Origin of the sequence: Enterovibrio calviensis DSM 14347, assembly GCF_000621165.1 — a bacterium.
GTDB classification, from domain to species: Bacteria; Pseudomonadota; Gammaproteobacteria; order Enterobacterales; family Vibrionaceae; genus Enterovibrio; species Enterovibrio calviensis.
The window spans coordinates 94148-110598 of the sequence record NZ_JHZA01000008.1; the positions used below are offsets into that span (position 1 = coordinate 94148).

Annotated in this window: 12 protein-coding genes; 8 read left to right on the plus strand and 4 right to left on the minus strand. The window is 47.8% G+C overall.

Annotation, left to right across the window (positions count from 1 at the left end; translation table 11 throughout):
• Window positions 1–76 precede the first annotated feature (76 nt).
• The 3 genes from Q365_RS0107415 to cysB form a co-directional block, all read right to left on the minus strand.
• Window positions 77–799 carry a sulfite exporter TauE/SafE family protein gene (locus Q365_RS0107415; protein ID WP_028022747.1) on the minus strand — a complete coding sequence of 241 codons (723 nt, stop codon included), beginning with the start codon at window positions 797–799 and terminating at the stop codon, window positions 77–79.
• Window positions 800–2008, minus strand: a complete 1209-nt coding sequence (locus Q365_RS0107420; protein WP_028022748.1) for a methyltransferase — start codon at window positions 2006–2008, stop codon at window positions 800–802. It lies immediately after the preceding gene.
• A gap of 99 nt (window positions 2009–2107) precedes the next feature.
• Entirely contained in the window at window positions 2108–3082 is a 975-nt protein-coding gene (cysB, locus tag Q365_RS0107425) for an HTH-type transcriptional regulator CysB (protein WP_028022749.1), read from the minus strand.
• 319 nt (window positions 3083–3401) lie between these two features.
• On the opposite strand from cysB, the gene Q365_RS0107430 reads away from it, so the two are divergent.
• The 7 genes from Q365_RS0107430 (at window position 3402) to Q365_RS0107460 (ending at window position 12302) form a co-directional block, all read left to right on the plus strand.
• Window positions 3402–4157 (plus strand): hypothetical protein, encoded by a 756-nt coding sequence (locus Q365_RS0107430; RefSeq protein ID WP_028022750.1) that lies wholly within the window; start codon window positions 3402–3404, stop codon window positions 4155–4157.
• 345 nt (window positions 4158–4502) lie between these two features.
• Entirely contained in the window at window positions 4503–6476 is a 1974-nt protein-coding gene (locus Q365_RS0107435; protein ID WP_028022751.1) for a methyl-accepting chemotaxis protein, read from the plus strand.
• A 10-nt stretch (window positions 6477–6486) separates the two neighbouring features.
• Window positions 6487–7785 carry an ABC transporter substrate-binding protein gene (locus Q365_RS0107440; RefSeq protein ID WP_028022752.1) on the plus strand — a complete coding sequence of 433 codons (1299 nt, stop codon included), beginning with the start codon at window positions 6487–6489 and terminating at the stop codon, window positions 7783–7785.
• Window positions 7786–8154: 369 nt separating this feature from the next.
• Complete coding sequence (locus tag Q365_RS0107445; protein ID WP_028022753.1) at window positions 8155–8979, plus strand: DUF3100 domain-containing protein; 825 nt, start codon at window positions 8155–8157, stop codon at window positions 8977–8979.
• Between the two features lie 3 nt (window positions 8980–8982).
• Window positions 8983–9432: a hypothetical protein gene (locus Q365_RS0107450; RefSeq protein WP_028022754.1), complete on the plus strand. Its 450-nt coding sequence runs from the start codon at window positions 8983–8985 to the stop codon at window positions 9430–9432.
• A complete protein-coding gene (locus Q365_RS0107455) occupies window positions 9432–10619 on the plus strand; it encodes a M20 metallopeptidase family protein (RefSeq protein WP_028022755.1) in 1188 nt (395 codons plus the stop codon). The genes Q365_RS0107450 and Q365_RS0107455 overlap by 1 nt, the downstream gene beginning before the upstream one ends.
• 342 nt (window positions 10620–10961) lie before the next feature.
• Window positions 10962–12302: a multicopper oxidase domain-containing protein gene (locus Q365_RS0107460; RefSeq protein WP_245621519.1), complete on the plus strand. Its 1341-nt coding sequence runs from the start codon at window positions 10962–10964 to the stop codon at window positions 12300–12302.
• A gap of 57 nt (window positions 12303–12359) precedes the next feature.
• Here the strand turns inward: Q365_RS0107460 and adiA are convergent, their stop codons facing one another.
• Window positions 12360–14654 (minus strand): arginine decarboxylase, encoded by a 2295-nt coding sequence (gene adiA, locus Q365_RS0107465; protein WP_028022757.1) that lies wholly within the window; start codon window positions 14652–14654, stop codon window positions 12360–12362.
• Window positions 14655–15125: 471 nt separating this feature from the next.
• On the opposite strand from adiA, the gene potE reads away from it, so the two are divergent.
• Entirely contained in the window at window positions 15126–16445 is a 1320-nt protein-coding gene (potE, locus tag Q365_RS0107475) for a putrescine-ornithine antiporter (RefSeq protein ID WP_028022758.1), read from the plus strand.
• The last annotated feature ends 6 nt before the right edge of the window (window positions 16446–16451 follow it).

Consider the following 16451-nt stretch of genomic DNA (forward strand, 5'->3'; position numbering starts at 1 on the left):
AAGATATCTCGTCATCGACGATGACGGAACGCACCGAGCAACCCAAAAGCCGACATAACGTCGGCTTTTTGTTGGCCTAAGAAAAGCCGCGAAGAAAAGTGGTTACCCCAGCGAAAGAACAAAGAATCAGCAGCCCGTACCTAACCCATTCGGCGCGAACCCTTGGTGCTACTTTTAGCGCCAACCATGAGGCGAGAAAAACCACTGGTAAAGACAACAAGGCAACGTAGGCGTGCCACAGTTCGAAATACCCCGTCATGCCCTGTACGGCGAGAGAGATAGTACAGCTAAAGATAAAATAGCCCGCCAAGTTAGCACGCAGCCTAACGATATCCATTTTCTGTAAGACCAACGCCATCGGTGGCCCACCAATACTGGTCGTCGTCCCCATCACTGCCGCTGCAAAACCGGCCCAAAACATGTTCTTGTTGTTTGGTTCAACCGATAACTTAAACATGCTCGCCACCACGGCTATCAATACGGCTAACCCCATGATGATTTCAAGCGCATTAATGGACAGGTAAACCAATAATGCACCGGCAACAAAAGTGCCTGGAATACGCCCTACAAATGCCCAGCCAAGCCCTCGTAGTGACAACTGTCCACGATACTGCCACGTATTCACTACCGCCAGTCCGAGCGTGACCAAAGTGACGGTTGCGGGCACCAAAGAAGGGTCAATCAACATCAAAATCGGCGCGCCGACAATGGCAAGCCCAAAGCCAATCAAACTTTGCACAAACGCGCCCAGTCCCAATGCCAGTACCACCATGACGAGCTGTTCGTAGCTCAGTTCCATTTAGGCCTTCCTTGTGGCTTGAATAAGAATATTTCTAGGCGTGAGTTCACGGGCGCAGAAGGTAAATATTTCCACATCAAATCCGTTTTCCCCCATATAGATTGCTCTATCGAGCACCAACCACATCTCGAGAGGACGACGGAACAAGGTACGAACCGTTTCCATTTTTTCCACGGTCAAAAAGCGGGATTCGCCAAGCGCCAAGTAGTGGGAGAAATCCACATCGTCGGGCAAAACCACGTTTTTTTGCTTGGCCGCCCATCGGCAAAATGCTTCAAAGCCTTCATTGAGTAACGACTTTTGAACATTTGGCACTGGCAAATAGTGGTCACTCACACCTAATGCGCGTTGGAGACAATCAAAGCCAAGACGAAAACTCACTTCAACGAAACGCTTGTTTTTCACCGTTTGCCCAGCAGTCACCGTTTCTTGTAACGGCAATTTGAGATCGTGTCGATTGAGCACCAAAGGAGATTGTTGAGCAACACGAGAAAGCGCTTGGTAGTGCGAATCTCTAATCAAATGATAACAACAAGGCGAAACAGACACGCTTTGAGGTTTCGCGGCGACGCTATGCTGTAAGAGCGTCACGTGCAAATCACCGCAAGCATGCAGTGCAATGGCATGATCACAATGTCGAACAAGCGACGCCGAATCTGACGCAAAGGCATCACCTTGCACAAAATGCATAGCAAGCCCCTGTTTGTCTGCGTAATCCTGACCATCTTGGCACAGTGCCTCTTGCCACTCCAAGCTGGTGACCTTTGCCTGACGTGACGCTGAGATAACGCGCCCCAAGTAACCTTTACCTGCGCACCACTCCAACCAATGCCCACCAAGAGATTGGGGCATCACTCGATTAAACGCTGAGATTTGTTCCCACTTCCTACCGGGAATACCCGTCGCTAAATGGCTATCACAGGCAATATCCGTGGCACTGGCATAGTCGATAGCACAGTGCGCAAGCAGATTTGTGACCTCAGGAAGATAAGCAGCAACGGCATCCGCCAAACATTGCGGATTTTCTTTGAACGCTTGAAGCGACTCTAAATCTTGAGCGTCTAACCACTGGCACAGTTCAGGATGCGTTTCACGCCATGGCAGATCAAGATAATCAAACGGCATTCCTTGCCACAACGAAGTATGAGATTGAAGCAATGCATCAATCGACGAGAAACGCTCAGTGAGCAAGGTCAAAGGCTGGGACAAGATACACTTCCAGTATTGGAGACAAGAACGGGTTACCCACGCGGGTAATGCGACAGAATTATATACGCAATGCCCCGTAAAATGCAGCGCGTTACCAGGCTATCTGATGGGCAGTTCCACCTGACCGAACAGGTTTTCCAATTCGAGCGGATCTTTCAGTTGCATGGCTCTGTCGATGGTATTGCGGTCTAGGTGTGGCGCAAAGCTCTCGATGAAGTCATACATGTAAGTGCGAAGTACCGTACCGCGTCGAAAGCCAATACGCGTCGTGCTGGCATCAAAGATATGGCTGGCATCAATCGCCACCAAATCCGAGTCCAACGCTTTGTCATACGCCATGCTAGCCATCACACCAATGCCAACGCCCAGTCGGACATAGGTTTTGATGACATCCGCATCTGTCGCGGTAAACACAATGTTGGGTTTGAGTTTTGCGCGGTCAAACGCGCTATCAAGACTAGAACGTCCTGTAAACCCGAACACATAGGTCACCAGCGGGAAACGCGCAATATCATGAATAGACACAGACGAACGTGTTGCCAGAGGATGGTCTCTTCGAACGATCAACGAACGTGTCCAGTGATAACACGGCAACATGATCAAATCTTCATAGAGATGAGAAGCTTCTGTCGCAATGGCAAAGTCGGATTTGCCCTTCTGTACGAAGTCAGCGATTTGACTCGGCGCCCCCTGATGCATGTGGAGGGAGACATTGGGATATCGCTTCACAAACTGGGAAATGACAGAGGGCAATGCATATCTCGCTTGCGTATGCGTCGTGGCAATATTCAGTTTGCCCTTATCCGGCGTCGTATATTCAGACGCCACCGATTTGATGCCATCAACCCGTGACAAGATATCACGGGCAATATCTACAATTTGCTCACCTGCCGGTGTGAGTTTGGTTAAATGCTTACCGCTTCGACCAAATATCTGCACACCCAGCTCATCTTCCAAGGCACGAATTTGCTTGCTGACTCCGGGCTGAGAGGTAAACAAACTTTCTGCCGTAGAAGACACATTCAGGTCGTGGTTCACCACTTCAACAATATATTTAAGCTGTTGTAATTTCATAGAAACAATCAAGAACACCAAGGAGATAATAAGGTTATATCTCGTATTGACAGGAAGGCGAAGCGAATCGACACATATTCATTACACAGCGCCCACATTCCGCTCAATATTGCTGAAATCAATCAAAACTCACGACCAAAATAACTTGATGATAATTTTGCAAATAAACGTGTAGTGAAACGCACTAAATCAGACAAAAGCAATACGAAACGGCAGAATTTAGCTAAGATCGAAAATAGCACTAACAAACTATGACCATACTAGCAGATCGTGTATCTTAGGCCGTCTTAGTTTTAACAGGGATTATCGACGCTCACTTATGAATATTGCCTTAGTCGTTGGCTTATGCGTCATCCTGCTTGGTCTCATTGTTGGCTACAACATTATGGCCCAGCAGAGACAACGCGTAGAGTCATCCAAGCGCCAGGAAATGGCTAAATATATTGCAGTTATTGACGCCACTGAAGAGTTGATCGGTAACGCACACAATCTGCCGTATAGCGGCACCCTGCTGGTATGCCTGAACCAAAAAATTCTCGATGCATTGAAGACCATGCATGACATTGATAAAAACGATCGTTCACTTCCGCAACGTATCGCCGATGTGCAAGCGCAGGTCAATCAAATCAAACAGGCCTATCAAAATAAGGATTCGACCTCTTTCCGCGTTCCGGATAGCGATCGCGAAGCCATTTCAATGCTCAAGCTGGTAAAACGTCTTCGCGCGGTGATCAAGGCTGAGCACACCAAGGGCCGTTTGCCGACACAATCGTTTGTTTCTGAGAATTCTCGTTTGGAACAGATGCAAATGAAGATCAATATCGAAAACGTACTCAAACGCGTTAATGATGCGAAGATCAAAGGCCAAATGGGTACCGCACAACAACTACTGAAGAAAGCGTTGGATGTGGTTAGCAGCAAAAACGACGCTTACTGCCAATCAGCAAAAGAAAACCTCTCAGGTATGCTGAATGAAGTGAACGAAACGCTCAACAAAGGCCATGCTGAAGCTCGACCTAAAAACGAAGATAACAAGGAACTCGACGAGCTCTTCGCACCTAAGAAGAAATGGTAATCTAGCCAGTACTCTCATGAGACCTTTTAAGAAGCCCCTCGATTGGGGCTTTTTTGTGCGTGATTTTTGAGAATCAAAAATCTAGACGACACCGCTGCACCACTCCGCAATTGACTACTTTCTCACCAAACGCTCAGCGCCATTTAATTCACATCGCGAAATATATGATCCAGATCACGCAAAATACATCTAAAGAATCAGTCATCTAATGCCGATAATAATGATTCATGTCACAATCGCTGGCATTTTTCGTCATCACTTGGGGTATTAATTTCAAGTGAAAAACAAAAACCCAGCATTACTTTTAGTCTTTATTTTTCGAGACTGCTGAAAAGTGAGAGAGCAATGAAGTTGTCTGTAGTACAAAGAACAATCGCAGGTTTTGCCTTAATGTTTGTGTTGATGGCATTACTGAGCAGCATTAGTTTGTTCAATGCCAAAACTCTGCAAGGAAAAGTAGAACAAATCACTAACCAATCGACCCCAATGGTCGTTGCGTCAGGAGAGCTAATCACAGAGTTAATGCGTACCAGTCTTCTCATTCGCACATTTCAAAATGACCCGACGCAAGCCGATCGTGTCAATTCACTTTTTGACCGCCAGAAGACGCGCTTTTTCCAAATTCTCAATCAAGCAAAACAGAATGCACAGCATAACGATGAGCGCCGTCAGATGGATGCACTCCATCAAGCTTCGACCCGTTATTTTGAACAAGCCAGCACACTGATTGATCTGCAAAAGCAAGCGAACATGCTGACTGAACAGCGCCAGATCCTCGATCTTCAGTTTCTTCGCTTAGAAGACACTTATCAGTGGGCAGCCAACCTGTTGCTGCAAAAAGCGGCTATCAAACGTTCACTGCACAACCGCGCAGAACTCATTACAAGTGGCATCGCACGTGATATGAAATTGCTTCGCCGCGCGGGACAAGACACTGACCTGATTAAGCTGCGCGCGACGTTATCGAAAGACATCGAAATTGCCTTCAAACGCCTCGAACTGATTTCTGTCGAAGATGATGTGAAAGCACGCTACTCACGCAACTTGAAGAAAGTTGAGCAACTGACATTGGCAAATCAGGGCATTTTGGATGTGATGAGTCGCCAGCAGTCAAATAACGCTCAACTACAGCGTGAAATTACACAAACTGAATCTCAAATGGATGATATTCAGTCTCAACTTGAAGCCTATGCTGACTACGCGCAACAATTGGCGCAGACTAGCCGTAACGATGCAGACACCGCCGTCAGCGAAGCGCTGCTATACATCATTGTGATGACATCAATCGCAGCCGCTATCGGTCTTTGGGTAGGCATTAGTACAACTCGCAGTATCCAGAAGCCATTGGCGTTGATCAGCAATGTCCTCGCTCGTATGACAGATGGCGACATGCGAACACGCGCCAACTACCAAACCGACGATGAGTTTGGTGAACTGAGCCGCTCAATCGATATGTTAGCCAACACCATGTCTGGCACCTTGGCAAAATTTGGAGAAGGCGCACAGCACCTGCTTGATGAAGCCAGCCGTGCCGCCAGCGTGAGTGAAAGTTCACGTACCCGCGTTGAGGATCAAAAGTCTCGCACCGACCAAGTTGCCGCTGCCATTTCTGAAATGGAAGTCAGCGCCAAGGAGATTGCGCGTTCAACTGAGCTGACAGTTGCTGAAGTCGAAAACACTAACCAGACAGCCAATAGCGGAAGAACCCAAGTATCACTGAGCCGTCAGTTGACTGAGCAGCTTTCTAGCAACATCAGCGAAGCGGTCTCTAACACACAAGAGCTAAACCAGTACTCCAACAACATCGGCTCAATCTTGCATGTCATTCAAGATATCGCAGAACAAACCAACCTGCTTGCCCTAAATGCTGCCATCGAAGCGGCTCGCGCGGGTTCGCATGGTCGTGGCTTTGCCGTGGTTGCGGATGAAGTTCGCGCGCTTGCAACACGTACCCAGCAATCCACTGAAGAAATTCAGCAGATGATCAATAACCTGCAAGGCAACGCGTCGCGCATGGCTGACACCATGAACACAAGCCAAAAGCAGATGGATGATTGTTTGACGCAAACACGCCTGACTGACGAAACACTGCAAGACATCGTGGCACGAATGGAAGCGATTCAAGAAATGGCCGTACACGTCGCACAAGCAACGGAAGAGCAAATCAAAGTAAGCCATGAAGTTGCCGAACACATCAATGGCATTGCTCACGTGGCTTATGAGTCGGAGAAGGACGCTAGAGCTTCAGCCACTAGCAGTGAATCACTGGCCACTTTGGCTCAGGAACAACAACGCCTGATTGCTAACTTCCGCGTGTAAGGATTTGACCATGAAAACCAACAAACTATTTTCCCTTGCCGCGATCACTCTGGCGGCATCCTTTTTCGCAAATGCTCAGTCGACACTGATCATTGATTCTTGGCGTTCTGATGACAAAGTGTGGAATGAGAAAATCATTCCCGCATTTAACAAACACTACCCAAGCATAAAAGTTGAATATCGCTCACCACCGGATCTCGATGCGTCTAAATGGAACGGAGACATGGAGAAGCGTTTTGAACAAGGTAGCGCTGGCGATTTGATTGCTTGCCGTCCGTTTGATGGTTCTCAAGCGCTGTTCAATCGTGGTTTGCTAAAAGAAGTGACTGAAATGGAAGGCATGGAAAACTTCCCAAGCTTTGCGCTTTCTCCTTGGCAAACCGATTCAGGCGCACAAACGTTCTGCCTGCCAATGGCATCGGTTATCCATGGCTTTTTCTATAACAAAGACATCTTTAAAGAAATTGGTGTGAACGAACCCGTCACCAACGCCGATTTCTACTGGGCATTAGAAAAAGCAAAACGTGCAGGTTACTTGCCGCTCGCAATGGGCACCAAAGACAAGTGGGAAGCCGCCACAATGGGCTTTCAAAACATTGGTCCTACACACTGGAAAGGCGAAGACGGCCGTGATGCCTTGTTAACGGGCAAAGAGCGTATGGACAGTCAGCCGTACCGCAAAACATTCCGTGAGCTCGCGAAGTGGTCAAGCTACATGGGCGAAGATTTCGACCAGCGCGGCTACAACGATTCCATTGAAGCATTTGCTAACGGCAAGGCCGCTATCTACCCGGCGGGTTCATGGGACATTGGCACGTTTGCAGGCAAAGTCGACATGGGTGTATTCCCGCCGCCTATTGAAAAGAAAGGCGATGCTTGTTACTTCAGTGATCACACCGATTTAGGCATGGGTATCTACTCAAAATCACAAAATCAGGAAGCGGCTGAGCTGTTCCTAAAATGGATGACCACAGCAGAATTTGCTGAGTTGCTCACCAATGAAATCTCAGGTTTCTTTTCACTGTCTAATCATTTCTTTGATGTGAAGAACCCAATTGCACAAGAGATGATGTCTTGGCGTGACCGATGCGACTCAACCATCCGAAACTCAGCCCAAGTGCTATCTCGTGGTGAGCCAAACCTAGAGCTAGAAATTTGGGAAACCAGTGCCAGCGTGATGTCAGGTCAGCTGTCCCCATCAAAAGCGGCAAACCAACTTCAAGATGGATTGGAAAGCTGGTACTTACCGCAGAAAAACAGCGATAAAGTGGATGCGAATTCACCATGCAATTGCTCGCCATTGCTGTAATAACACAGCTCTCTCTGCCGAGCTTTCGCAGATAAAAAACTTACGCTAAGTCACCAAAACCCAGTCTCGCGCTGGGTTTTCTTTTTTCCATCGCGCTTGCATGGTCAAACATTAATCAGCATCAAAAACGACGACTGTTACACGATCACGCCCTAAGCGTTACCAGTGTTGCACCTTGTCGCTAAACACCAACATGTCACACCCTAAAGTCACCCTCTTTTTACCTCGCAATAACCCTTAATTCCATATGGGAATATGATATTTAGTTTTCATCTAGTATCACGTAGCAACTATTGATCTCATTCACGTTTCGCTTTTTCGGGCTCTCTATAATCAGCCCCGAATTCCACTTTTAACTGTTGAAGACCTATGAACACAGAAGAAAACAAAAGCGGGCAAGCTCGCGTCGTTATGACCAGTGTTATTGCTGTATCTGCCCTGATTTTCATTTCTCAGTTTTTAATCGGCACCCAGAAAATTGACTTGGGTTTTGCCACGATCTCGATTCTACCTATGCTATTTGCCGTGATGATCGGCATGGGCCTGTCTGTAAACTGGACCAAAACCAAAGTCCAAGCGTGGGGCAAACTCTTCACTGAAAAAGAAGAAGGCTTCTGCGGCAAGATGGTTGGTTACTGCTTGCTGGTTCTGGGCACCCAGTACGCTGGTATGATCATCCCTAACCTAGACATGATTATTGACGCGGGCGTTCCGCTTCTTTTCCAAGAGCTCGGTAACCTTCTTCCTATCCTTATTGCCGTACCACTTGCTGTTAAATTCGGTTTTGGCCGTAAAACCATTGGCGCATGTTCTTCTATCAGCCGCGAACCTTCTATCGCCGTTGTTCAAGGCAAATTTGGTACAGGCAGCCCTGAGTATGTTGGCGTGCTTGCTATCTACCTTTGCGGTTCAGTGATCGGCACCTTGTGGTTCAGCGTGCTAGGCAGTATTGCACCGCTAACTGGTCTTCACCCACTGGCACTGGCTGCGGGTTCAGGCGTAGGTAGTGGCTCAATGCTAAGTGCTGCATCTGGCGCACTGGTATCGGGTCTTGATCCTGAAATGGCGAAGCAAGTTCTAAGTATTGCTGCTGCCTCTAACCTGCTTTCTTCTGTACTTGGCGCACTGTCACTGACCTTCTTGGGTCTGCCACTTGCTGAGTTCGTCTACAAAATTTGCAACAAAGGTAAATAAGCCATGAAAGCCATTCTGAATGATATGAAGCTGGTCTCGCTTGCGATTGTACTAGCAGGTTTTACCCAGTTTCTGACTAACGGCACTGCGCCACTAGAAATGGTGAACAGCTTTGTTGCCATGTCTGTGATTGTGTTTCTTTCGCTGGTTGCTAAGAAGTTCATCCCTTCTTCACTGCCAACGTTTGCCTACGCGACCATCATCGGCATTCTGATTTGTTTGCCTGAAACGCCGATTCGTACCTACTTCCTAGAGTCAGTCGGTAAGATCCAGTTCCTTTCAGTGTGTGTGCCATTGCTGGCGTTTGCAGGTCTGTCTGTTGGCGGTCAAATGGAAGAACTTAAGAAGATGTCTTGGAAGGTTATTGTCATCTTCCTTATCGTCGCAACTAGCTGCTTCTTTGGCGCATCAATGATTGCCCAAATCGGCTTCCAAATGAAAGGAATCATCTAATGTCAGCGAAATACAGCCAATTTAATCTAGACAGCAAACTGCTTGAGCTACACGCTTTCAGCGTGAACACTCGCCGTGATTTGCACCAGATCCCAGAAGCATCAGGCCAAGAGTTCAAAACGACAGCATACTGCCAAGCATTGATGACTGAGCTAGGCTATGCCCTCACCACATACGAAGGTTTTACCGGCTTTATCGCTGACCTAACCATTGATGAGAGCGTGGGTCGTGTGGCTTTCCGTGCTGACATGGATGCACTGGAAATGGACGACATGACAGAGAACGATTACCGCTCTCAGCATGACGGCTGTTCACACAACTGTGGTCATGACACGCACATGGCGATCATCCTGACTACGGCTAAATACCTGTCTGAAAACAAAGAAGCCTTGAAGCACAACGTTCGCTTTGTGTTCCAAATGGCAGAAGAAGACATGCGTGTTCCAGGCGCTAGCAAGATGGTAGAGCTAGGCTGCATGAACGGTGTATCTGAAGTGTACGCACTACACAATGATGCTGCGCTTGAATACGGCATGGTTAAAATCAACAACGGCATCATGTCGTCGTACGGTTCTGCATGGACGTTGGATGTAAACGGTGTGTCTGCACACGGTTCTACGCCGCAAAAAGGTCTGGATGCAATCCGCGAAGCAAGCCGTATCATCATGGACATGGATTACATCGTAGCGAAACGCACCAACCCATTCAGCCCTGCTGTTTTCGGTTGTGGCATGTTCAACGGTGGCAGCATTCCGAATGCGATTCCTGACCATGCGCAAGCACGCGGTACTATCCGTGCAATGGACGCTGAAACTGACAAGATCCTAAAAGACAGCTTCGAAGGCATCGTAAAAGAAAGCGAAATCCGTGGCTTTAAAACTACCATGGAATGCGAAGGCTACCCTGCGGTTATTAACCACCCTGACGCTTACCAACGCGTCGTAGATGCGGCACGCGCTATCGTGCCTGCTGACCGACTGGATCCGAACGGCAACCCAATGACAGGTTCTGAAGATTTCAGCCTGATGGTGAACGCTGCAGAAAATCAAAAAGGCGCGATGTTCTTCCTAGGTAGCGGTAACAAAGAAGCGGGTATCTGTAACTACCTGCATTCTAACCCTTACTACGTGGATGACGATTTCTTGCTAGTGGGCGCACAGATCTTTATCCATATCGCCTGCCACTAAACGTTACTTCCTCCACAAACTCAAAAGGTCAGATGCTTGCGCACTGGCCTTTTTACTATGTTCTGCAATTTTTTATACCTTGAGACATGAAAATCCAGACAATCCCCAACCTTTTCTTGTTTGTATCACTTTTGAGCTAGGCTCAAAATGGACGAACACAGTCTGTTATTCAATAATCCGCAACGACAAAATATCGATGTTATTTAGGGAAAAATGATGACCTGTTTCAGACATAGGAAAGGTGCTCTTCAGCGCCAAAATGGTTTTGTGAGCCGGCGTGTTATCTTAGTTATAATTATTGTCTCCACGCTTCTTGTTGCCTTAATTACTGCTGGCCTCAGTATGAATGCTGCCCCTCCGACCGCAGTAGCGAAAACCCCACTGAATATCCCTACACTCATCGACAGCCGTTCCCACGATGGTCCGATCGATATCGAAATTAGAGAAGGCGAGCACGAGTTCTACCCCGGCGTTAAGACTAAAACCAGTGGCTACAATGCTGAGTACCTCGGCCCAACAATAAAAATGTACAACGGCGAAAGTACCGATATTCAATTCACCAACAATCTTGATGAGCCCACGAATATTCACGGCCATGGACTACATGTAGTAGGAAAGATCGATGGCGGGCCGCAGAACAAAATACTGCCAGGAGAAACTTGGCGCGTCACTATTCCTGTCAGGCAACAGGCATCGACTAACTGGTATCACCCTCACCTGAAAGGCTCTACCGCTCAACAAGTTCATTCTGGACTGGCCGGCTTTTATCTCATTGAAGACGAGCATTCTCAGTCTTTGGGTTTGCCCAATACCTATGGCATTGATGACATCCCATTGGTGGTGCAGGACAGAACCTTCGTTGATGGAAAAATGACGCCATATCCGACTAACAACATGCCGGAGGACTTGAGAGAAGATACGCTGGTAGTCAATGGAACCATCAACCCTTATGCGATGGTGCCTCAATCTTTTGTGCGATTGCGCTTGCTGAACGGCTCAAATGCTCGTTCTTATGAGTTCTATCTGGAAGGCGAACAACCTTTCTATAAGATAGCGACGGAAGGCGGCTTGTTGGAGGCTCCCGTTGAAATAACGTCGCTGAAAATAGCACCCGGAGAACGTAATGACATCGTGGTTGATATGTCTATAGCCAAAAGCCAAAGGGTGTTGGCAAAGCTGTTGCCACAGAGCTACAACGGATTCAACGCCGTTCTCATTCCATTCTCACAAAGCCAGTCAGTTCTTGAACTCCGAGTGGACAACGCTCTCGAAGCGTTAGCATCAGAGTTACCAAAACAACTCAATACCATCACGCCCTATCTTGAAAAAGATGTTGAGGTGGAACGCGTTTTTGAACTAGACGATATGTCTATTAATGGCCAGCAGATGGACATGAAGATCATCAACCATGAGTCCAAATTAGGACAACTGGAAAAGTGGACGATCAACTCGGGTCGGCACCCATTTCACATGCACGGCACATCATTTCTCATTTTATCGATGAACGGAAACCCACCAGCGCCAGAAGACCAAGGCTGGAAAGACACCATTTATCCGAATGGTACCGCAGAGATTCTGCTGAAGTTCGATTATGAAGCCACAGAGCAATGGCCATATATGTACCACTGCCATATTCTAGAACATGAGGATATGGGAATGATGGGGCAATTTACCGTCAAGTAGACTTCACGGCCCAGAACAAGTAAGGGGAAGCCATTGGCTTCCCCTTTTCTTTGGTCGTTAAACCGATTTCACACACATGACGTGATAGATGCCATCATGCATTTCTGTACCCTCTGTTTCTTTCTCGAAACCGGGGAACTCTTCATCCCACACTTCCAAGCTTTTCAGATACTTTATCTGCGGGCTGTTTTCGTCACCAAAACTCTCGCCCGACATCAGCATAGGAATGCCCGGCGGGTAAGGAATAACGGCATTGGCAGCAACGCGGCCTTCCAGTTGAGACGATGGCACCATTTCTACGTTATCCGCAACAATGGCTTCAAACGCTGCATGTGGCGTAATAATCGCTTCGGGTAAGGTCTCGTAGGCGGCATTCAACACTTCACCAGGGTTGTGCTGCTTGAGATAACCGAAAATCTTATCACCGAGTTCTTTCAAACCCATGTCGCTATATACATCAGGGAAGTCCGCCACCAAATCTGGCAGTGAATCTTTCAACGGCGTGTTGTTGTCATAATGGCGTTTGAAGGCCATTAAGGTGTTCACCAATGTCGCCCACTTACCTTTGGTGATCCCCATGGAGAACAGGAACATCACTTGGAAATCGGTGGTTCGAGTTGGCACAATACCAAAACGTCCCAGATAGAGCGTAACCAGCGCTGCGGGTACACCTGAATCTAATAGGTGCCCATCATCGCCCATGCCCGGTGCAAGAATGCTGACTTTAATCGGATCCAACATGCACCAATCTGCTGGCATATCTTTGAATCCATGCCAGTTGTCATTCGGGTGCATGACCCATGCATCCTGACTTTCACACAGTAAATCAGCCGGCGCATCTTCAAATGCGTAGCTTTCACCTGATGCGGGATCGGTGACCGTTTCCGCGTTCCACGGTTTAAAGAACCAATCGTCATTTTCATTGAACTCGCGATTGAGTCGCCCCATCGCCTGACGGAAATCGACCGCCTCACGTATCACTTCCAACGTGAGAGAGTGTCCGCGATTACCGTCCATCATCGACACCGCAATGTCATTGGAGGCACAAATGGCATACAAAGGTGACGTTGTCGCATGCATCATGTACGCCTGATTAAAGCGCTCAAAGCTGATCGCGCCCTTACCATTTCGTACATGAAGGAAAGAGGCTTGAGACAACGCATTCAGCAGTTTGTGTGTTGAGTGGGTGGCAAAGACAGTTGGTGCATCTGGGTTGTCTTCCGGTTCGCCGCGCATGGCGAAGTGATCTTCATAAATAGGATTGAAACGCGCATAGCCATACCAAGCTTCGTCAAAATGAATGCGATCACTGCTTTCCGCCAGTATGTCTTGCGCTTGTTTGGCGTTATAACAAAGACCGTCATAGGTACAGTTGGTCAATACAGCATAAACCGCTCGTTGCTCTGCGTAATCTTTGGTTAATGGGCCATCTTTGGCACGTTGTTGAAGCACACTCTTGGCTAATTGATCAGGATAGATTGGCCCGATAATGCCGTAACGGTTTCGTGTGGGAACAAGGTAAACCGGTCGTGCACCGGAGAGCATCAAGCCTTGTTCGATGGATTTGTGGCAGTTGCGATCACAAATCACGAGGTCATCGGCTTTCATACATGCCGACATAATGGTGCGGTTTGACCCTGATGTTCCCGTAACCAGAGAATAGGATTGATGCGCCCCAAACACGCGGGCGGCGTATCGTTCACTTTCGCCAAACGCACCCGTGTGATCAAGCAACGAGCCCAAGCTACCACGCTCAATACCCATATCAGTGCGAAACAGACCCTCACCGTAATAATTATAGAATCGCTGACCTGCTGGCGTTTTGGTAAACCCCACACCGCCTTGATGACCTGGGGCTGCCCAAGAGTACTCATGAATGTCGTCATAATGCATCAAGGCTGCCATGAGTGGCGGCAGCAACTGTTTACGATATCGCGTCATGGCGGCGACAGCGCGGCCTGCGATAAAATCTGGCGTATCTTCGAGGATCCACGCGAACTCATCCACGTTTTCCATCATCTCACGGGTGACATGAAGGGTGATTTTCTTGCGTTCCGCCAACAAAAATACCGGCACATTTTGTTGTCGTTTGTTGAGCTTCTCGATCAGCACATAAAAGCGTTCGTTTTCTTCGCTTTGCGACCCACTCATCGCTGATGTCAGCATCAAACAATCGAGTGCAATATTGGAATTGATCATTGAATAGCAATCATCAAAACTGCTTGCGACTATGACGCGGGCACCACTATTTTCGAGTTCGGAAATCAGCCTTTCAATGGCATTACCGACAACACCCTCTCTATGGGCCTCTTCTAAAATCAATACGTTAAATTTCTTTCCGTAGGTTTTCATACACCCAGCTCCGACACTGTACTTGAAGAAGAGATGACTCAAGGTTCAATGAGACTTCTTGAACATAGAAGAGTGGAGGCTAAGACAAAGTCGCAAAAAAGACATTCGAAGCAAAAAGGTACATTGCTGCTGAATGAAGCAAGATGTTGCGGTAGTGGCAAAAGCGTAAAAGCAAAGCTTGAAGCAACAAGATTCACACTGAGGTTTTATCGCATGGCTGTCTTGTAAACGAATCAATCTGGGCTGATGACACCATCTACTTTCAATGCAACGGTAAGCATGTTTTGCTCGCGTTTTCTGATGCCTAGTTCGACGACACAACCCTGTTTTGGGCAGTTGAAAAAGGGAATGAAACGATAGTCAAAAGCAGGATAAAACAACATCAAATGCAGGATGAAGAGCCATTGATGTGACTTGAACAAAACAGATTACCGCATTTCGCACCAACATCTATCGAGGTGGAGAATTAGCATGGCATCTGAACAAAATAAAATGGGATTGGTCGGGCTCACTACCATAGTGACCGTCAATATGATGGGCTCAGGGATCATTATGTTGCCTGCCAGTTTGGCTCAAACTGGGGCAATATCGTTATTGTCATGGATAGTCACCGCTATCGGCGCAATGTGTATTGCCTACGCATTTGCCAAGTGCGGCATGTACTGTAATAGAGATGGGGGAATGTCTGCATACGCTGATGAGGCGCATGGAAAGTCGGCCTTCTTCATTGCCTCATACACCTATTATGTCTGTTTGGTGATCAGTGCCGTCGCCATTGCTGTATCAGCTGCAGGTTATCTTGTTCCGTTTTTCCCTTGGATAAAAACCACCCCTTACCATACGTTTATTGCTGTAGTGGGCATTCTTGTTGTCACTATGGTGGCTAATTTTTGGGGACCAAAGCTCACGGGTCAAATATCTGCTATTACAGTCTGGGGCATCATTATCCCAGTGGTAGGACTATCGGTAGCTGGTTGGTTCTGGTTTAAACCAGAGGTGTTTGCAGAAGCATGGAACCCGCACCAAGATACGACCGTGACCGCCATATCATCTGGCATCGCACTCACTCTCTGGGCCTTCTTAGGTATTGAATCGGCAGGAGCGAACTCTGGGGCGGTCGAAAACCCCGAAAAGAATGTCCCCTTGGCCTGTATGCTTGCCACCAGCTTTACCGCTATCGTTTACATCACTTCAACGTCGGTGATTCAAGGTATTATTCCCAACGAAGAACTGGCCAAATCGGATGCGCCATTTGGGCTTGTTTATACCTATATGTTTAACGAAACAGTAGGACAAGTCATCACCGCCCTCGCCGTTATCGCCTGTATTGGCTCTCTGCTGGGGTGGCAGTTCACCAACGCACAAGTATCAAAAGCGGCAGCGGATATTCGTCTCTTTCCAAAGGTGTTTGGTGAAGTCACCAAGTCTAACGCCCCAATCAAAGGCATGCTGATCATGCTAGGGTTGGAGCTTGCACTCGCTGTCATGACAATTTCGCCAAACTTAGTGAGCCAGTTCAATGTCCTGCTCAATCTCGCTGTATTCATTAACATGGTGCCTTACATCTTGTCGCTCACGGGTCTTGAGGTCATTTTGCGTAAGCAAAACTTGACCGCCAAAGAATACAAGACAGGAGCCGCTATCGGCACATTTGCCGTGCTCTACAGCATTTACGGCGTGTATGCCTGTGGTCAATCCGCCGTGTTCTATGGCGCGATATTGACGCTACTGGGTTACATTTTCTACGGATTTATTGCAGCCCGCGATGCTAAAAGTGGCACAGCGGCCTAGGAGGTG